The sequence below is a fragment of the Yoonia sp. genome, from assembly GCF_046292185.1.
GTDB lineage: Bacteria > Pseudomonadota > Alphaproteobacteria > Rhodobacterales > Rhodobacteraceae > Yoonia.
This window is the reverse complement of sequence record NZ_JBKBQY010000028.1, coordinates 16,600-34,685: the sequence shown is the minus strand read 5'-3', so window position 1 is coordinate 34,685 and position 18,086 is coordinate 16,600. Positions and strand designations below refer to the sequence as shown.

Annotated in this window: 16 protein-coding genes and 1 pseudogene; 12 read left to right on the top strand and 5 right to left on the bottom strand. The window is 61.8% G+C overall.

The features are described from left to right. From ACK4TM_RS07340 to uxaC, 4 genes are all read right to left on the bottom strand, one after another. Positions 1-608, bottom strand: a 608-nt coding sequence (locus ACK4TM_RS07340) for a TRAP transporter large permease subunit (RefSeq protein ID WP_409699004.1), incomplete at its 3' end; no start/stop codon positions are given. Positions 609-611: 3 nt separating this feature from the next. Beyond that, positions 612-1,133, bottom strand: a complete 522-nt coding sequence (locus ACK4TM_RS07335; protein ID WP_409699001.1) for a TRAP transporter small permease — start codon at positions 1,131-1,133, stop codon at positions 612-614. Between the two features lie 128 nt (positions 1,134-1,261). Further along, positions 1,262-2,236 carry a TRAP transporter substrate-binding protein gene (locus ACK4TM_RS07330; RefSeq protein WP_409699007.1) on the bottom strand — a complete coding sequence of 325 codons (975 nt, stop codon included), beginning with the start codon at positions 2,234-2,236 and terminating at the stop codon, positions 1,262-1,264. Between the two features lie 31 nt (positions 2,237-2,267). Then, on the bottom strand, positions 2,268-3,671 hold the full coding sequence (gene uxaC, locus ACK4TM_RS07325; protein WP_409698997.1) for a glucuronate isomerase: 1,404 nt from the start codon (positions 3,669-3,671) through the stop codon (positions 2,268-2,270). Between the two features lie 133 nt (positions 3,672-3,804). Here uxaC and ACK4TM_RS07320 point away from each other — a divergent pair, with 133 nt between their 5' ends. Together ACK4TM_RS07320 and ACK4TM_RS07315 are read left to right on the top strand one after the other, a co-directional pair. Continuing rightward, positions 3,805-4,509, top strand: a complete 705-nt coding sequence (locus ACK4TM_RS07320; protein ID WP_409698994.1) for a GntR family transcriptional regulator — start codon at positions 3,805-3,807, stop codon at positions 4,507-4,509. After that, the gene (locus ACK4TM_RS07315) at positions 4,506-5,429 is read left to right on the top strand and encodes a sugar kinase (protein ID WP_409698991.1); all 924 of its coding nucleotides are present in this window, start codon (positions 4,506-4,508) and stop codon (positions 5,427-5,429) included. Before ACK4TM_RS07320 ends, ACK4TM_RS07315 begins: the two co-directional genes overlap by 4 nt. 187 nt (positions 5,430-5,616) lie before the next feature. Here the strand turns inward: ACK4TM_RS07315 and ACK4TM_RS07310 are convergent, their stop codons facing one another. Next, positions 5,617-6,192: a histidine phosphatase family protein gene (locus tag ACK4TM_RS07310; RefSeq protein WP_409698986.1), complete on the bottom strand. Its 576-nt coding sequence runs from the start codon at positions 6,190-6,192 to the stop codon at positions 5,617-5,619. Positions 6,193-6,363: 171 nt separating this feature from the next. Here ACK4TM_RS07310 and htpX point away from each other — a divergent pair, with 171 nt between their 5' ends. The 10 genes and pseudogenes from htpX to ACK4TM_RS07260 form a co-directional block, all read left to right on the top strand. Then, positions 6,364-7,269 carry a zinc metalloprotease HtpX gene (gene htpX / locus ACK4TM_RS07305; RefSeq protein ID WP_409698983.1) on the top strand — a complete coding sequence of 302 codons (906 nt, stop codon included), beginning with the start codon at positions 6,364-6,366 and terminating at the stop codon, positions 7,267-7,269. A 69-nt stretch (positions 7,270-7,338) separates the two neighbouring features. Then, positions 7,339-8,019, top strand: a complete 681-nt coding sequence (locus ACK4TM_RS07300; RefSeq protein WP_409698980.1) for a response regulator transcription factor — start codon at positions 7,339-7,341, stop codon at positions 8,017-8,019. Beyond that, the gene (locus ACK4TM_RS07295; protein ID WP_409698977.1) at positions 8,006-10,465 is read left to right on the top strand and encodes an extracellular solute-binding protein; all 2,460 of its coding nucleotides are present in this window, start codon (positions 8,006-8,008) and stop codon (positions 10,463-10,465) included. Before ACK4TM_RS07300 ends, ACK4TM_RS07295 begins: the two co-directional genes overlap by 14 nt. A 192-nt stretch (positions 10,466-10,657) precedes the next feature. Then, positions 10,658-11,611, top strand: a complete 954-nt coding sequence (locus tag ACK4TM_RS07290) for a Bug family tripartite tricarboxylate transporter substrate binding protein (RefSeq protein ID WP_409698974.1) — start codon at positions 10,658-10,660, stop codon at positions 11,609-11,611. Beyond that, entirely contained in the window at positions 11,611-12,162 is a 552-nt protein-coding gene (locus tag ACK4TM_RS07285; protein ID WP_409698971.1) for a tripartite tricarboxylate transporter TctB family protein, read from the top strand. The genes ACK4TM_RS07290 and ACK4TM_RS07285 overlap by 1 nt, the downstream gene beginning before the upstream one ends. Before the next feature lie 4 nt (positions 12,163-12,166). After that, positions 12,167-13,687 (top strand): tripartite tricarboxylate transporter permease, encoded by a 1,521-nt coding sequence (locus ACK4TM_RS07280; protein ID WP_409698968.1) that lies wholly within the window; start codon positions 12,167-12,169, stop codon positions 13,685-13,687. A 227-nt stretch (positions 13,688-13,914) separates the two neighbouring features. Beyond that, positions 13,915-15,498: an ABC transporter substrate-binding protein gene (locus tag ACK4TM_RS07275; RefSeq protein ID WP_409698965.1), complete on the top strand. Its 1,584-nt coding sequence runs from the start codon at positions 13,915-13,917 to the stop codon at positions 15,496-15,498. 78 nt (positions 15,499-15,576) lie between these two features. Beyond that, positions 15,577-16,557, top strand: coding sequence for an ABC transporter permease (locus ACK4TM_RS07270; protein WP_409698962.1), 981 nt, complete (start codon positions 15,577-15,579; stop codon positions 16,555-16,557). Between the two features lie 3 nt (positions 16,558-16,560). Next, complete coding sequence (locus tag ACK4TM_RS07265) at positions 16,561-17,547, top strand: ABC transporter permease (protein WP_409698959.1); 987 nt, start codon at positions 16,561-16,563, stop codon at positions 17,545-17,547. Positions 17,548-17,557: 10 nt separating this feature from the next. Further along, positions 17,558-18,086 (top strand): annotated as a pseudogene (locus ACK4TM_RS07260) (ATP-binding cassette domain-containing protein); the annotation flags it as partial.

The window sequence follows — 18,086 nt, the reverse complement described above, 5'->3', positions numbered from 1 at the left end:
GGTTCGGTCGGATAACCGCGCTTTTTCGCCACGATCCATGCCGCCACCATCAGCGACAGCGCCAGCAACAAGCCGGGGATGATCCCGGCGGTGAACAGATCGGCAATCGACAGCCGCCCACCGGCAGAGATGGAATAGATGATCAGGTTATGTGACGGCGGCAGCATCAGGGCGATGATGGACGACACCACGGTGATATTGACGGCGTAATCGGCGCCGTAGCCGCGTTCTTTCATCTGCGGCACCATCAACCCCCCCACGGCAGAGGCATCGGCAGCCGCCGACCCCGACACGCCGCCGAACATGACAGAAGCCACGATATTCACCTGACCCAACCCGCCGCGCATATGCCCGATCAACGCACCGGCGAGCGCGACAAGCCGCCGCGCGATATCGCCGCGCACCATCAGATCGCCGGCATAGATAAAGAACGGGATCGCCATCAGCGCAAAAACGGAAATGCCGGAATTCAGCCGTTGGAACACCACCAGCGGCGGCAGCCCCATATAGACCACCGTGGCAAAGGATGACACGCCAAGGCAAAAGGCCACCGGCGTGCCGATCAGCAGAAGAACCACGAAGGTCCCGAACAGGACGTAAAGTTCCATCGTCTATTCCTCTGTCAATTCATCGCCGAAACGCGCGGTCTTCATGCCCGCCGCGCGACGCACCAGCCTTTCGACCGAAAAGATCACGATCAGAACCCCGCTCAGCGTGAGGGGGATGAAGGCGACCCCGCCGGGCAGGCCGAGCGTGGGCATGGTCGCGGTCCAGGTGCGGGTCAGCAGTTCATAACCGAACCACGCCATCCCGCCCCCAAAACCCGCGACGACGATATCGGACAGTGAATGCAGGATCAGCACGACCCGCTGTGGGACGACCATCAGCACCACGTCAAAGCTGAGGTGATAGCCTTCGCGCGTGCCGACGGCAGCGCCGAGCAGGATGAACCAGCCCATCAGCAGGATCGAACTGGGTTCCGTCCATGTCAGCGGCGACCGCACGACATAACGGAAGAACACTTGCGCTGCGATCAGCGCCGTCATCGCGACCAGCGATATCCCCGCGATCCACAGCGCGATGCGCGCAACCACGCCCAGCACAAGGGCGGTGACATTCAGCCAGTGCTGCATGTTACGCCCCCCGGCAAAGCGGTGTGATTATCGATCATCATCAGCGAACCCTGTCTGCCCGGTGCGGGAGTTTCGGAAAATTCTGGCATCCGGCACAAACGGATTACCGCCCGTGCCGGAGCGTCGGATTATTCGGTCGCCTGAATCCGCTCGACCAGATCGCGCAGCGCATCGCTTGTCACGTGCTTTTCATAGACCGGCACCATGGCTTCGATGAAGGCGGTCTTGTCGATGTCGGAAATGATCTCGACACCGGCGGCGCGCACCTGTTCTTCGGATTCGCGTTCACGCTCTGCCCACATTTCACGCATCACGGGGACGGAATCCTTGGCGGCCTGACGGACCAGTTCCTGATCTTCGGGCGACAGCGCGTCCCAGCTTTGCTTGGACATGACCAGCACTTCGGGAACGATCAGGTGTTCGTTCAGGGTGTAGTACCCGGCGACTTCGTAATGGCCCGAGGATTCGAACGACGGCCAGTTGTTTTCCGCCCCGTCGATCACGCCGGTCTGGATCGAGGAATAGACCTCGCCATAAGGCAGCGGGGTGGCGCTGGCGCCCATCGCGGTCATCATATCCACGAAGATGTCGGATTGCATGACGCGAATGCGCAGGCCCGCCATATCCTCGATCGACCGGATCGGGCGCTGGCTGTTGTAGAAGCTGCGCGAACCGCCGTCGAAATAGGCCAGACCGACCAGATCATGCGGTTCAAATCCGGCAAGGATTTCCTCGCCAATCGGGCCGTCCATGACGCGGTGCATGTGATCAACAGACCGGAAGATGAAGGGCAGCGATACAACCTTGGTTTCCTCGACCAGATTGTTGAACGGGCCCATGCTGACGCGGTTCATGTCGATCACGCCAAAGCGGGTCTGTTCAATCGTGTCACGCTCTTCGCCCAGCTGGGCGGAATGAAACACCTCGATGCAGATCCGTCCGTCGGACCGTTCCTGCAGCAATTCGCCCATGTGCTTCACGGCCTCGACCGTGGGATAGCCATCCGGATGCGTATCGGATGACCGCAAGGTGATTTCGCAAGCCATCGCCTGCCCGACAAAGGCCGCGCTGGCCAGCAATGCCGCCGTCAGTGTTTTCGTCATTTTCATGGTTCTCCTCCCGTTGGTGGCCCTGTCAGAGCCGGTAAGCCTGCTTTGCAAGCCGATATGCGAGGTCATGTGCGACCTCGAATGCATCATCCTCAGCCATGCGTCCGCTGGCGCAGAGCGTCGCGAGATAGGCGCAATCCACGCGCCGCGCGACATCATGGCGGGCGGGGATCGAACAAAAGGCGCGGGTGTCATCGTTGAAACCGACTGTATTATAGAAACCTGCGGTTTCCGTGGTCAGTTCACGGAACCGGCGCATCCCTTCGGGGCTGTCAAAAAACCACCAGGGCGGGCCAAGTTTCAGCGCGGGATAGACCCCGGCCAAGGGGGCCAGTTCGCGCGACAATGTGGTCTCGTCCAGCATGAACACGATCACCGACAGGCGCGTATCGGTGCCATAGGCATCCAGCAAGGGCTTGAGATTGCGCACGAAATCGGTGCGGGTGGGAATATCGAACCCCTTGTCGCGCCCGAATTTCGTGAACATCGGGGCGGAATGATTGCGCCACGCGCCAGCGTGGATTTGCAGGACCAGACCGTCATCCACGCTCATCCTTGCCATTTCGGTCAGCATCTGACCGCGAAAGGCATCGGCCTGTTCCGGGGTGGCGCGCCCGGTCTTGACGATATCGAACAGCGCCGCCGCATCCTGCACGGACAGATTTTCGGTGCGCGCGGTCGGATGGCCGTGATCGGAAGATGTCGCGCCAAAGCTGATGAAGTAGGCGCGCCGCGCGCGATGGGCGGCCAGATAGCCATCCCAGGTCATCGTATCTTCGCCGGTGAGTTCACCCAGGCGGGTCAGGTTCGCGACAAAGCCGTCAAATTCCGGATCGACCACGGCATCCGGGCGGTAGGCGGTGATCACCCGCCCCTGCCAGCCGCTGTCGCGGATCATCTTGTGCCAGCGCAGATCGTCCAGCGCGCTTTCGGTCGTGGACAAAGCCGCGATATTGAAACGCTCGAACAAGGCGCGTGGCCGAAACGCGGGTTGCGCAAGGCTGTCGTTGATCTTGTCATAGATCGCATCGGCGTTCTGTGCGCCCAACCTTTCATGGACATCAAAGACATCCGCAAAGGCATGCGTCAGCCACAGCCAAGACGGCGTGCCGCGCAAAAGGTGGAAGTTTTCGGCGAACAGACGCCAGATCGCACGCCCGTCTTTCTGCGCCGCATGGCCGTCGGCGCGCGGCACACCCAGCGCATCCAGATCGATACCCTGCGAACACAGCATCCGGAAAACATAGTGATCGGGCGTGACAAATAGCTGCGCGGCATCGGGAAAGGCGTTGTTTTCTGCAAACCAGCGTGGGTCGGTATGGCCATGCGGGCTGATGATCGGCAGGTCATGCACCTCATCGTAAAGCGTGCGCGCCAATCCACGTGCTGCACCTTCCAACGGAAAAAGGCGGTTCGGATCTAGCAGCATGGATGTTCCCCCCGAATGTGACAGCAGCCCCCTTGCCGCTTCGGATAGGCTAATATTCTAGTTTACCAACCTTGTCAACGCGGGTGGCTTAAGGTTAAGCTCGGTCCGAAACCAAAAGCGGAGATCGTTGCACATGGCAGCCTCAATTGCGTTGCGGGCACTGACCCCGCCAGACCGCCCTTCGATCGCCGATCAGGTGTTCGAGACTTTGCAGGCTGGCATCCTGTCGCTGGAATTGCCGCCCGGCGCGAAATTGTCCGAAGTCGAAGTGGCCAGCCAGATGGAAGTCTCGCGCCAGCCAGTGCGCGACGCGTTCTACCGCCTGTCCAAACTCGGCTTTCTGGTGATCCGCCCGCAAAGATCCACCACCGTCAGCCTGATATCAGAGGCCGCCGTCCTACGCGCCCGCTATATCCGCACCGCACTGGAGGTTGAAAACGTCCGCACCGCCGCCGAGCGTCTGACAGAGGCCGATCACGCCGCGCTGGCAGAATTGCTGGATGCGCAAGAGGCCGCCCATGCCGCACAGGACAAGCGTCTGTTTCACCAGCTTGACGACCAGTTCCACCATGAAATCTGCCAACGCGCCGATGTCGGTTTCGCCTGGGACCTGATCAACGACAACAAGGCGCATATGGACAGGGTGCGGATGTTGTCGCTCAGCTTTGCCTCGCCGCAGGTGATCAGGGATCATCGCGATATCTTTCATCATCTGGTGCAGCGCGACGCTGCGGCTGCCGCCGATGCGATGCGGCTGCATCTGTCGCGGATCGGTGATCTGATCGAACGGCTCCGGTCGGAACAACATGCCTGGTTCGAAAGCGAAGCCAGCGCATGACCCGGATTGTCGCAATCGGCGAAGCGATGGTGGAACTCGCCCCGGCAGGCGGGCCGGATATCTATCGCGCGGGTTTTGCCGGGGATACGCTGAACACCGCGTGGTATCTGCGCAAACTGATGTCAGCGGCGGACCAGATCGCCTATTTCACCGCTGTCGGACGCGATGCGATGTCCGACAGGATGCTGGCCTTTATCGACGCGGCGGGTCTTGCCACCGATCATATCGCGCGGCGTGACGACAGCTCTGTCGGTCTGTACATGATCAGTCTGACCAATGGCGAACGCAGTTTCACCTATTGGCGCGGGCAAAGTGCGGCCCGCCGGATGCTGGACGACGCCGCCGCCCTGCGCACCGCGTTGCAGGGTGCCGATGTCGCCTATCTGTCGGGGATCACCCTGGCAATTCTGCCCGATACCGACAGGGCGCGCCTGCTGGATGTGCTGCGCGATTTCCGCACAGGCGGTGGCAAGGTTGTGTTTGATCCCAATCTGCGCCCCCGGCTTTGGCCGGATGCAAAGGCGATGACCGACGCGGTCATGCAGGCCGCCGCGCTGACCGATATCGTGCTGCCGTCATTCGAAGACGAGGCGGGCTGGTTCGACGATCCGACACCAGAGGCGACAGCGACCCGTTACCGCGATGCGGGCGTGGATATCGTCGTGGTCAAGAACGGGCCAAGTCAGATCCTTGTTGCCACGCCCGACCGATCCTTCACGGTCGCGCCCAGCCCTGTCGCCGATGTGCGCGACACGACCGCCGCTGGTGACAGTTTCAACGCAGGGTTTCTGGCCAGTTACCTGAACGACGGCGATCTGGCACGGGCCTGCATGGCGGGGGCCGGGATCGCCGCGCAAGTGATCCAGCAAAGCGGCGCCCTGGTCGAGGTGCAGGCGGTTTCCGGCCAGCAACGGGGGTAGCCGTAGCTGCGGTTCGCAAGGGTCAGCACCATGATGATGACGCACAGACCTCAGGCGATGCCAGAGGCATAGCCCGCGTTGAAATTCGTGGACGCTTCATCATAAACGTCGCGGGGCAACACGCAGGTTGACCGCAAAGGCCCGCCGCCGGTGATCTCAGCGTGACGATAGCCGCGCAAGGCGCGGATCAGAACCTGACTTCGACCCTTTGGGCATTGGCGTAGACGGCACCGGTCAGGCGGCGCAGAAAGGTGCCGTGGCCCACGACGGCGATGCAATGTTCCGGCCGCGCCGACAGCCAGTCGGCGAAACGCGCGACGCGGCGTTCAAACGCCTCCAGCGTTTCGCGTGGAAAGGGTGCGCCGTCCAGCGGCCCGTCGAACCACCAGGGATCATCCAGATGGTCAAAGCCGAAACCGGCAAATTCGCCCGCCAGCACCCCCGGCGCGCGGCCGATATCGCAATAGCTTTCCTGTTTTTCGCGGTGCAGGCATTCGATCAGGCGCGGTGCCGGATGATCGGCAAAGGCCGCGACAGCGGTCTGGATCGTCCGGGTCAGCGGCGAGACGACGACAAGTTCGATATCCCGCAGTGCCGCCATTTCGACCTGCAGCGCCTTGGCCTGTTGCTGCCCCAGCGCGGTCAGCCGCGCATCGCGCAGGCTGGCATCATGCCGCACAAGGCGTTCATCCTTGGCGATGGCGATACGCGCGTTATGTTCAGATTCTGCATGGCGGATGAAATGGACGTGTTTCGCGCACATAGCATTGGTCTTTCGTTTGCAGTTCAGCGCTCGCGATCAAGCCGCGACAGGCGTTGTCCGCTAACTGCCTTGAATCTGCGCCGACGGCAACCGTCATGCCCGGCTTGCACCCTGCGCATACCCTTCCCATATCTATCGCGTGTCACAGAGGTGACGTTCCGGAGGGCAAAGATGGGTTATCTGAAGACGGCGATATTGATGGCGGCGATGACCGCGTTGTTCATGGGTCTGGGCTATCTGCTGGGCGGTGCGGGCGGCGCTGTGATCGCGCTGGTGATCGCGGCGGCAATGAATGCCTATACTTGGTGGAATTCGGACCGTCTCGTCCTGCGGATGCACAACGCCCAGCCGGTGATCCGGGGCGACCGCATGGGCCTGCATGCGCTGACGGCAGAGCTTGCCCGCGCGGCGGGGATGCCCGAACCGGCGGTTTATCTGATCGACACGCCGCAGCCCAATGCCTTTGCCACCGGGCGCAACCCGGCCAATGCGGCGGTGGCGGTGACATCGGGGCTGGTCCGCAGCCTGAGCCGCGACGAACTGGCCGGCGTCATCGCGCATGAGCTGGCCCATATCCGCAACCATGACACCGCGATCATGACGGTCACCGCGACCTTTGCCGGTGCGATCTCGATGCTGGCCAATTTCGCGCTGTTCTTTGGCGGGTCGCGTGAAAGGCTTGGGCTGATCGGTACGCTTTTGCTGATGTTCCTCGCGCCCATGGCGGCGGCGCTGGTGCAGATGGCGATCAGCCGGACACGGGAATATGCCGCCGACAAGGCAGGTGCCGAGATTTGCGGCAATCCGATCTGGCTGGCTTCGGCGCTGGAAAAGATCGCACTGGGCGCAGCCCGGATCGACAATCACGCGGCCGAGCGCAATCCTGCAACGGCGCATATGTTCATCATCAACCCGCTGCATATGCACAAGCATGACAACCTGTTCGCGACCCACCCGGCGACCGAGAACCGGATCGCCGCGTTGCGTGCCATGGCGGGGGCTGCGCCACAGGGTGCCGCGCAGCCCCGCTATAAAAGCGGCGTGCCGACCACGCGCAATCGCGGGCCATGGACCTGAACCGGCAGCGGGGGATGACAGGGCCAATCGCGGCTTTACTTGCCGCGGCGGATAGTCTCAAACTTCCGCATGAAAGTCTTGCTGGTTGAGGACAATAACGATGTCGGCGAAGCTGTCGAAAGACGGCTGATCGCGGCAGGCCATATCGTGACATGGAACCGGGACGGACAGCATGTCGATGACGCGCTGGAACACGATCCTGTCGATGCTGTCATCCTTGATCTGACCCTGCCCGCCGCGGATGGCATGACGATCCTGCGCCAGATTCGGCGGCGCTGGCGCGATCTGCCGGTGCTGGTCATCACCGCCAAGGCCGAGATCGACGACAAGGTCAGCCTGCTGGATCTTGGTGCTGATGATTATCTGGTCAAACCCTTCGACATGCGCGAGATGGAGGCGCGGCTGCGCGCGCTGGTACGCCGCCCGACAGGGCATTTCACCTCGGTGCTGCAATCGGGCGATCTCGCGCTGGACCCTGACGGCAGGATCGTGACGGTGGCGGGCCGCGTCATCGATCTGGGGCGGCGTGAATTTGGCCTGTTGGAGGCGCTGATGGCGCAGGCAGGCCGCGTGGTCAGCCGCGAAAGGCTGATGTCGCGTCTGTCGGACCTGGAGGACGGCGGATCGGAAAATGCGCTTGAACTGCTGGTATCCCGCCTGCGCCGCAAGATCGCAGGCAGCGCGGCAGAGGTCGTGACAGTGCGCGGCGTCGGCTATCTGGTGCGGACCATGCAGGATGCGCAGGACTAGCCCGCCGTCCTTGCGGCGGCGCATCCTGATCCTGGCGGCCAGCATGTTGCTGGCAGCGGCGGCGCTGTTGGTGGTTTTCATCAAGGATTACGCGAACCGCGCCTCTGATCAGGCGCTGGACAGGCTGTTGTCGGCGGCGGCCCTGTCAATCGCCGGGGCTGTTCTGGTCGAGGACGGGGCGGTCGTGGTCGAAATGCCCTATGCCGCCTTTGCCATGGTGTCGGGCGAGGATCGGGTGTTTTACGCCGTGACCGGCCCGCAGGGCGAACACGTGACCGGCTATCCCGATCTTGCCCCCGATGCGCCGCTGGCTACGGCGGATGCGCCGGTCTTTTCAGATGCGGTCCATAATGGCGACCCTGTCCGGCTGGTCCGGCTTGGGCGTCTGATATCCACGGCACAGGGCACCGGATGGGTGACGATCCGGGTGGCGGAAACGCGCGGCGCGCGGGCCGCGCTGGCAGCAGAGATCGTCGGCGCCGCCCTTGTGCCGGTCGCGGTGCTGACACTGCTGGCGCTGGTGCTGGTCTGGATCGTGGTCGGACGCGCCTTTGCGCCGCTGGCCGTGATCGACCAAGCCTTGCGACAACGCCGCCCCGATGACCTGTCCCCCCTCGATGTGCCCGTCCCGGTCGAGGTGCAGCGCCTTGTCGGCGGGTTGAACAATTTCATGGCCCGTCTGGAAAAATCCATGGCGCGGATGAGCGGGCTTGTCGCCGAAGCCGCGCATCAGGTCCGCAATCCGCTGGCATCCTTGCGCGCACAGACCGAAATGGCGATGGATGAACCCGACGCGGCCTTGCTGCGCGCCCGCGTCACCCGCATCCACGATTCCGCCGTTGAAGCCAGCCATCTGGTGACCCAGCTCTTGATGGATGCGACGATTTCTCACCGGATGGAGGCGGGCGAGACGCAGGCATTGTCCGTCACCGCCTTGGTGGAAGAGGTCGTTGGCCGTCTTGACCCCGACCTGCGCCCGCGCGTGCAGACCGCCTTTGGCCCCGGCGCGGATATCGCCGTGTTGCAGGGCGACCGTGTCGGCCTGCGTGAGATGCTGCGCAACCTGATCGGCAATGCGCTGGTCTATTCCGCCGGTCTGATCGACGTCACGGTCGCGGTCGGGCGCGATGGTATGATCCGGCTTGCCGTGCTGGATCGCGGGCCGGGGATCGCCGATGCCGACAAGGCGCTGGTGCTGCAACGTTTCGTGCGCGGGGCCGGTGTCGGCAACACTGTGGGGTCAGGTCTTGGGCTGGCGATTGCGCAGCGCGTGGTTGACGGGCATGGCGGCAAGCTGTTGCTTTGCGACCGTCCCGGCGGCGGGCTCGAAGTGATCGCCGTCCTGCCGCTGGCCAGCGATGCGCCGCTGTCGCAGCGGCTGGGGGCCTGCGTCGCCGCGCTTGCGCTCGGCCTGTCCTGCCTGACCCTGCCGCACCCCGCACAGGCAGAGCCGCTGCTGTTCGCCGCGGCTCAGGACGAAACCCGGCGCATCGCCATTGCCGGCACGACAGATACCGCGCTTTTCGCGCCCTTCATCAGCGCCTTTCAGGCTGAAAACCCCGGCGTCGCGGTGACCTATTTCGAAACCGACAGCCTTGCGCTTTATCATGGATTTCTGGCCGGAACGCTGACCCCCGATCTGTTGGTCAGTTCCGCCTCTGACCTGCAGCTCAAGCTGGCCAATGACGGTCATGCGCTGGCCTATCAATCCCTCTGGCTTGATTTCTTGCCGGGCTGGGCGCAGTGGCGGGCAGAGGTGATCGGTTTCACCTTTGAACCGGCAGTCATCATCTATAATCCGCGCCTGATCCCGCCCGGCACGCAGCCGCGCACGCATCTGGATCTTGCCGTGATGCTAGAGGATGAACCGGCGCGGTTCACGGGCAAGGTCGCCACCTATGATATCGCGCGCAGCGGCGTGGGCTATCTGCTGGCGGCGCAGGATCAGCAGATTTCGTCGCAATTCTGGCGACTGGCGTCGGCCTTTGGCCGTGTCAGGGCGCGGTTCAGCGATTCAAGCCCGGACATCCTCGACAGCGTCGCATCGGGCGAGCTTGCGATAGGCTATAACGTTCTGGGCTCTTACGCCTTTGCGCGACAGGCCGAGGGCGCGCCGATCGGGATCATCGTGCCGGATGATTACGTGCTGGTGCTGACCCGCAGCATGGTCATTCCACGCGATGCGGCCAATCCCGATCTTGCGCGCGCCTTTGTCGATTTCGCGCTTTCGCCGTCCGGGCAAAGCGTGGCGGCAGGCGGGTCGGCGCTGGGGGCGGTCATGCCGGGCAGCACGGGAAACTGGACGGCGGAACGGATATCGACATTGGGGCAAGGCGTGATCCAGCCCATCGCGCTTGCCCCGGTGCTGATGGTTGCGCTGGACCCGCAGCGCCGCGCTCGGTTCCTGACGACATGGCAGGAAATCGTCCGTCCCGCCCAACCGTGACACGCCGATGACAGGACGCTGACAGGAACCGCTGCTAACCTGACTGTAGTCGGGCATGGGAGGTGCCTGGACAGAACGTAAGCCATGGACTGCCGCCCGTCTGGCGCGATCCGAAGGCTGGCGCGACTTTCCCATCACCTCCTGTATTCCGATCCGCGGCAACGCGGTCATCAGAACCTTTGGGAGGACTTCATGAATAAACTTGGTATCGCGGCCTTTGCAGCCGCGTCGCTTCTGGCATCCGTGGCAACGGCACAGGTGTCGGAACTGCGGATCATGGCACCAGCAGGACCGGGCGGCGGCTGGGACCAGACCGCGCGCACCATTCAATCCACGCTGCAAAGCGAAGGGCTGGTGCCGAACATTCAGGTCGAAAACGTGGCCGGTGCCGGTGGCACGATCGGTCTGCAGCAATTCGTCAACCGGTCGTCCGGTGATCCGGCTGCGACAATTGTCGGTGGCTATGTGATGGTCGGCGCGATCATCGCCAATGATTCCAACGTGACCCTGAATGACATCACACCGCTGGCGCGTCTGACCGGCGAATATGTCGTCGTCGTTGCCGCCGCTGACAGCCCGATCAACAATGCCGAGGATCTGGCCGCCGCCATGCGCGACAATATCGGTGGCGTGACCTGGGCCGGTGGGTCTGCGGGCGGGGTCGATCATATCGCAGCGGGCCTTTTTGCCCAAGCTGCCGGTGTCGCCCCTGACGAGATCAACTATATCCCCTATTCCGGCGGTGGCGAAGCGCTGGCCGCCATTCTGGGTGGTCAAGTCACGGTCGGCGTGTCCGGCTTCAGCGAATTTTCCAGCCAGATCGAAGCAGGTGCCGTCAAGGTCATCGGGATCACAGCGACCGAGCGTCAGGATTATCTGGATGCGCCAACATTTGCAGAACAGGGCTTTGACGTTGACGTGCAGAACTGGCGCATGATCGCTGCAGCCCCCGGTATCAGCGATGACGAACGCGCGGCCTTGCTTGACGTGATCGAAACGATGGCGTCCTCCGACACATGGAATGCGGAACTGGAAACCAAAGGCTGGGTGAACACCTACCTCGCCGGTGATGAATTCGCGGCCTATCTGGAAGAAGAGATCGCTGCCACGACGGCCATTCTCGCTGATCTCGGGATCACCGAGTAATGTCGGGCGATCAGCAAAACAAAGCAGCCGAAGAGGAACTTCGGCTGCCTTTCGACGATGATGCCGGGGCCGGTACGGGTAAACGCGATGCTGCCGGTCTGGCCATCGCGGTTGGCTTGTTCGTGCTGGCAGCCGTGATCGTCAATGACGCATCCGGGTATGCGATCCGGCGGTCCTATGCCCGCTTTGGCCCCGAAATCGTGCCCTATGTCGTTGCCTCCGGGATCGCCGTTCTGGCGGTCATCACGGTCTTCATGGCGTGGCGCGGCCAGTTCGAAGCACGCGACCGGATGAACTGGGGCGGGTTTACATGGCTGACCGGCGGCATCGTGGTCGAGATCGCGATGCTTTATGGCGGCACGGGGTTTATTGCCGGTTCTACCGTCCTGTTCGCCTTTGCGGCGCGGGCGTTCGGGCAGGCGACCTGGCTTGTGAATATTGCCATCGGTGTTGTCCTGTCGACGGCGCTGTTTTTGTTGTTCCGCTATGGTCTGGGGCTGTCGCTGCCCAATGGTCCGGTCGAGCGGGCAATCGACCTTTTGTTGAGGTAAGCACATGGATACCTTCATTCTGCTGTTCGACGGTCTGGGGACCGCGATGCAACCGATGAACCTGATGTTCGCTTTGCTGGGCGTGATGCTGGGCACGGCTGTGGGCGTGATGCCCGGCATCGGTCCGGCCCTCACGGTGGCCTTGCTGCTGCCTGTCAGCCTGTCATTCGGCGCGACCGGATCAATGATCATGTTCGCCGGGATCTATTACGGCGGGATGTATGGCGGGGCGATTTCATCAATCTTGCTGAATACCCCCGGCGAGACGGCATCGATCATGACCGCTCTTGAGGGCAACCGCATGGCCAAGCGTGGCCGGGGTGGCAAGGCGCTGGGTGCCGCTGCCTTCGGGTCGTTCTTTGGCGGCATGTTCGCGACGCTGGGTCTGGCACTGGTCGCACCATTCATGGTGATGGTGGCGCTGTCATTCGGCACGGCAGAATATTTCGCGCTGATGGTGTTGTCGTTCATGACGGTATCGGCGGCTTTTGGTGGATCAATGTCGCGCGGTCTCACCGCGCTTTTCATCGGGCTGACCATCGGGATGGTGGGCACAGACAAGCTGACCGGGCAGGTGCGCCTTGCCTTCGGCGTTCCGGAAATGAGCGATAATATCTCTATCGCCATCGTCGCGGTGGGTCTGTTTGCCATCGGCGAGACGATGTTTCTGGCCTCGCAACATATCAATCACAAGGCCAAGGCGCAGACCGTATCCGGCTCTGTCTGGCTGAGCTGGTCCGATTTCAAACGCTGCATCCGGCCCTATATCCGCGGCACCGGGCTTGGCTTTCTCTTCGGCCCCCTGCCCACGGGCGGTGCCGAAATCCCGACCTTTCTGTCCTATACCACCGAAAAACGGCTGGCCACGGGCGAGGCGCGCCGCGAATTCGACGAAGGTCTGGGCGCGATCGAAGGCGTGGCAGGACCTGAAGCGGCCAATAACGCATCGGCAGCGGGGACGTTGATCCCGCTTCTGACGCTGGGCCTGCCTACCTCGGCCACAGCCGCGATGATGCTGGCGGGTTTCCAGCAATACGGCCTGCAACCCGGCCCGCTGCTGTTCACCAACAGCGCGGATCTGGTCTGGGGGCTGGTGGCGAGCCTGTTCATCGCCAACCTGATGCTGGTGGTGCTGAACGTGCCTTTCATCGGGATCTGGGTCAAACTGCTCGCGATCCCGCGCCCATGGCTTTACGGCGGCATCCTGACCTTTGCGACACTGGGCATTGTCGGCGCACAGGGGTCGCCCTTTGCACTGGTTCTGCTGCTGGGCTTTGGCCTGATCGGTTTCGTGATGCGGCGCTTTGGCTATCCTTTGGCCCCTGCACTGGTCGGCGCGATTCTTGGGCCCTTGGCCGAGGAACAATTGCGCCGCGGTCTGATGATCAACCAGGGCGATTGGTGGTTCCTGGTGAATTCCAACATCGCGCTGACCATCTATGCGATTGCACTGTTGTCGGTGTTCGGTCCGCGCATCTGGTCGATGGTCCGCACATCCATGCGGCGCACCAAAGACGCGCATTGATCATTGGGGCGGCGCATGGCGTCGCCCTTTTTTCTTGCACGCTTGCAGTTGATCTCACCAGCCTCGCGCATTGCTGCCGACCCCTACCCCCTTATGTTGACGGCGCGTCCACAATTTGCGCGACTGTTTCTTTAACGTTGCAGAATCCGCGGCGATGCTCTCTTTTGTGGCGCAGGAAGCACTGCAGCGTAACGCAGCGCCAGATAAAACCTAAGGGAGCTATTGGAATGACAAGACAATTTATCAGCCTTTCCGCAATGTTGCTGTCAACGACACTGATCGTGTCGCAGGCTTCGGCGGAAACCGTCCGTTGGGCACGCGCCTCGGACGCATTGACGCTGGACCCGCATTCGCAGAACCAGGGCGTGACCCACAACTTTGCGCATCACATTTACGAGACTCTGATGGACCGCGACGTCGAAGGCACGCTGACACCCCGGCTCGCCACGGAATGGGAAATCAAGGAAGGATCACCTGACACATGGGTGTTCACCCTGCGCGAAGGCGTGACATTCCATGACGGCGCGGCCTTCACCGCCGAAGACGTCGTGTTCTCGCTTGACCGCGCGCGGTCCGAAGCGTCGAACATGCGCCAGTTGCATGTCGATGTGGCCGAAGTGACCGCCGTCGATGATTACACGGTCGAAGTGCGGATGACCGGCCCATCGCCGCTGTACCCAAACAACCTGACTAACACCTTCATCATGGACAAGGATTGGTCAGAGGCGAACAATGTCGTCGAAGTACAGGATTATGCCGCCGGTGAAGACAATTACGCCGTGCGCAACACCAACGGCACCGGCCCTTACATTCTGCAGGAACGCGAAGTCGATGTGCGCTCGGTCCTGACGATCAACGAAAACCATTGGGCCGAAACCCCGCCCGCTGTGACCGAGATCATCTATCTTCCGATCACCGATGCTGCCACACGCGTGGCCGCCCTGCTGTCGGGTGAGGTTGACATCGTACAGGATGTGCCGGTGCAGGATATAGATCGTCTGACCGGCACGGCGGGGATCAAGATAGAAACCGGTCCCGAAAACCGCGTGATCTATTTCGGGTATAAGTTTGGCGATGAACCGTTGGCATCTTCCAACATTACCGACAGCAACCCGTTCAACAGCCCCCAAGTCCGTGAAGCCATGGAACTGGCGATTGACCGCGATGCGATCCAGACCGTCGTGATGCGCGGGCAGTCGATCCCGACAGGTGTCGCCAACCCGCCTTTCGTCGATGGCTGGACCGAAGAGCTTGACGCCTACCCCGCCGTCGATCTGGACCGTGCGCGCGAATTGCTGGCCGAAGCGGGATATCCCGACGGGTTCAGCGTCACGCTGGATACACCGAACAATCGTTACGTCAATGACGAAGCGATCTCTCAGGCCGTGGTCGGCATGCTGGGCCGGATCGGGATCAACGTGACATTGGCATCGCGTCCCGTGGCACAGCATTCGCCGCTGGTCACCGCAAACGAAACCGATTTCTACATGCTGGGCTGGGGTGTGCCGACCTTTGATTCCGCTTATGTGTTCAACGATCTGGTTCACACCAAGGAAGGCAGCTATGGCGCCTATAACGGCGGGCTCTACTCTAACCCCGAACTGGATGAGATGATCAAGGCGCTTGGCACAGAAACCGATCTTGAGGCCCGCGCCGCAACGGTCGCCGAGATCTGGGAAGTCGTCAAGGAAGACCGCGTGCTGCTGCCGATCCACAATCAGGTGCTGGCTTATGCGATGAATGACCGGATCACCCTGCCGGTGCATCCTGAAAATCAGCCGATGCTGACCACCGTCACTTTCGCAGACTGATCCGGTAAACCACATTGAACCGCTTTGTTTCGGGCAACCGACGCAAGGCGGTTCTTTCATTCAGGAAAGGGTCGCCTGATGCTGGCCTTTATCATCCGACGGCTTGCGCAATCCGTCGTCGTCATGCTGTTCGTGGCATTGATCGCATTTATTGTCTTTCGCTATGTCGGCGATCCGATCACCAGCATGGTCGGGGTCGATACGCGGCTGGAAGATCAGGAAATCATGCGCGAAAGGCTGGGCCTGAACGACAACGTCATGATCCAGTTCCTGCGCTTTATCGGCAATGCGATGCGGGGCGAATTCGGCATTTCCTATCGCCTGCAGCAACCTGTGACCGAACTGATCCTCAGCCGCCTGCCAGCGACCATCGAACTGGCCGTCGTATCGGCCAGCATCGCCTTGTTCTTTGGCGTGGTCTTCGGCGTCTATACCGCCCTGCGCCCCAAAAGCTGGTCAGCCGCCGCGATCATGGCGCTGTCACTGGTGGGCGTCAGCCTGCCGACCTTTCTGATCGGGATCGGCCTGATCTATCTATTTGCCGTGGAACTGGGCTGGCTGCCATCCTTCGGGCGCGGACAGGTTGTTGATCTGGGGTGGTGGCGCACCGGGTTTCTGACGGAAAGCGGGCTGAAATCGCTGATCCTGCCCGCCATCACCTTGTCGCTGTTCCAACTGACGCTGATCATGCGTCTGGTGCGGGCCGAGATGCTGGAGGTGCTGCGCACCGAATATATCCGTTTCGCCAAGGCCCGCGGGCTGACGCAGCGGGCAATCAACTTCGGCCATGCGCTGAAAAACACGATGGTCCCAGTCATCACGATTACGGGGTTGCAACTAGGGTCGGTCATCGCCTTCGCCATCGTGACCGAAACGGTCTTTCAATGGCCGGGGGTCGGGTCGTTGTTCATCGTGTCGGTGCAGGTTGTCGATGTGCCGGTCATGGCCGCCTATCTGATGTTCATCGCGCTGGTCTTTGTGCTGATCAACCTTGTCGTGGACATTTTGTATTACGTCGTCGATCCGCGCCTGCGCGTCGACGGCGGGGCAGGAAAGTAAATCATGGAAAACCAAAGCCCAACTGAACAGATCGCCGCAATTCCACCGGAAGAGCTGATCGTACCAGACCCCCCCAAAGGCCGACTGGCGCAGGCGCTGGACAGCGATATCTTCTATTCATGGCGGACGTCCCCGGTCACGGTTGTCGCCACACTGGTTGCCTTGTCGCTGATCCTGATGGCCGTCCTTGCGCCATGGATTGCGCCGTACAACCCGTTCAACCCCGCCAGCCTGAACCTGATGGACGGTTTCACGCCGCCCGCCAGCACCGGTGCCTTTACCGACAATTATTTCCTGATGGGCGCGGATAATCAGGGCCGCGACGTGCTGTCCACCATCATGTACGGCAGCCGCGTGTCGCTGTTCGTGGGCGTGCTTGCCACCTTGTTCGCCATGACGCTGGGTGTGTCGCTGGGCCTGATCGCGGGCTATAACGGCGGCATTATCGACGCGATCATCATGCGCGTGACCGATATCCAACTGTCGTTTCCGGCGATCCTGATCGCCTTGCTGATCTTCGGCATCGCGCGTGGTGTCATACCGCCCAGCCGACAGGAAAGCATGGCGGTCTGGGTGCTGATCTTTGCCATCGGCCTGTCGAACTGGGCGCAATTCGCGCGCACGGTGCGCGGGGCGACGATGGTGGAACGGCAGCGCGACTATGTCTCTGCCGCGCGGATCATGGGCGTGCATCCCATTCTGATCCTGCTGCGCCATGTGCTGCCCAATGTGCTGGGTCCGGTCTTGGTGATCGGGACAATTTCGCTGGCGCTGGCGATCATCGAAGAGGCGACCTTGTCCTTCCTCGGCGTCGGTGTGCCGCCCACGCAGCCATCGCTTGGCACGCTGATCCGCATCGGCCAGCAATTCCTGTTCTCGGGCGAATGGTGGATCCTGTTTTTCCCCGCCATCACGCTGATCGCGCTGGCGCTTTCGGTCAACCTTTTGGGTGACTGGTTGCGCGATGCGCTGAACCCCAAATTGCGTTAGGACCAGCGCCATGACTGAACCGCTACTCTCTGTGCGCAACCTGACGGTCGAATTCCCCACCAGACGGGGGATTCTGACGGCTGTGCAGGACGTGTCCTTCGATATCATGCCGGGCGAGGTGCTGGGCGTTGTGGGTGAATCCGGGGCCGGAAAATCCATGACCGGATCAGCGATCATGCGCTTGATCGAACGCCCCGGCCGCATCGCGCGGGGCGAGGTGATCCTGCAAGGTCGCCGCATCGACAACCTGCCCGACCATGAGATGCGCAAGATCCGGGGGCGCAAGATCGGGATGATCTTTCAGGACCCGCTGACATCACTGAATCCGCTGTACCGGATTTCCGAACAATTGATCGAAACGATCCGCACCCACCTGCCCCTGTCTGAAACAGAGGCGCGCAAAAAGGCGGTTGGTTTGCTGGATGATGTCGGCATTCCCGATGCCGGGCGCCGGATCAACGATTATCCGCACCAGTTTTCGGGCGGTATGCGGCAACGCGTGGTGATCGCGCTTGCGCTTTGCGCAGGCCCTGATCTGG

Bases quoted from the DNA above. Each gene is read 5' to 3' on its own strand.
- ACK4TM_RS07335 (WP_409699001.1), bottom strand. From the start codon at position 1,133: ATGCAGCACTGGCTGAATGTCACCGCCCTTGTGCTGGGCGTGGTTGCG.
- ACK4TM_RS07330 (WP_409699007.1), bottom strand. From the start codon at position 2,236: ATGACGAAAACACTGACGGCGGCATTGCTGGCCAGCGCGGCCTTTGTC.
- uxaC (WP_409698997.1), bottom strand. From the start codon at position 3,671: ATGCTGCTAGATCCGAACCGCCTTTTTCCGTTGGAAGGTGCAGCACGT.
- ACK4TM_RS07320 (WP_409698994.1), top strand. From the start codon at position 3,805: ATGGCAGCCTCAATTGCGTTGCGGGCACTGACCCCGCCAGACCGCCCT.
- ACK4TM_RS07315 (WP_409698991.1), top strand. From the start codon at position 4,506: ATGACCCGGATTGTCGCAATCGGCGAAGCGATGGTGGAACTCGCCCCG.
- ACK4TM_RS07310 (WP_409698986.1), bottom strand. From the start codon at position 6,192: ATGTGCGCGAAACACGTCCATTTCATCCGCCATGCAGAATCTGAACAT.
- htpX (WP_409698983.1), top strand. From the start codon at position 6,364: ATGGGTTATCTGAAGACGGCGATATTGATGGCGGCGATGACCGCGTTG.
- ACK4TM_RS07300 (WP_409698980.1), top strand. From the start codon at position 7,339: ATGAAAGTCTTGCTGGTTGAGGACAATAACGATGTCGGCGAAGCTGTC.
- ACK4TM_RS07295 (WP_409698977.1), top strand. From the start codon at position 8,006: ATGCGCAGGACTAGCCCGCCGTCCTTGCGGCGGCGCATCCTGATCCTG.
- ACK4TM_RS07290 (WP_409698974.1), top strand. From the start codon at position 10,658: ATGAATAAACTTGGTATCGCGGCCTTTGCAGCCGCGTCGCTTCTGGCA.
- ACK4TM_RS07285 (WP_409698971.1), top strand. From the start codon at position 11,611: ATGTCGGGCGATCAGCAAAACAAAGCAGCCGAAGAGGAACTTCGGCTG.
- ACK4TM_RS07280 (WP_409698968.1), top strand. From the start codon at position 12,167: ATGGATACCTTCATTCTGCTGTTCGACGGTCTGGGGACCGCGATGCAA.
- ACK4TM_RS07275 (WP_409698965.1), top strand. From the start codon at position 13,915: ATGACAAGACAATTTATCAGCCTTTCCGCAATGTTGCTGTCAACGACA.
- ACK4TM_RS07270 (WP_409698962.1), top strand. From the start codon at position 15,577: ATGCTGGCCTTTATCATCCGACGGCTTGCGCAATCCGTCGTCGTCATG.
- ACK4TM_RS07265 (WP_409698959.1), top strand. From the start codon at position 16,561: ATGGAAAACCAAAGCCCAACTGAACAGATCGCCGCAATTCCACCGGAA.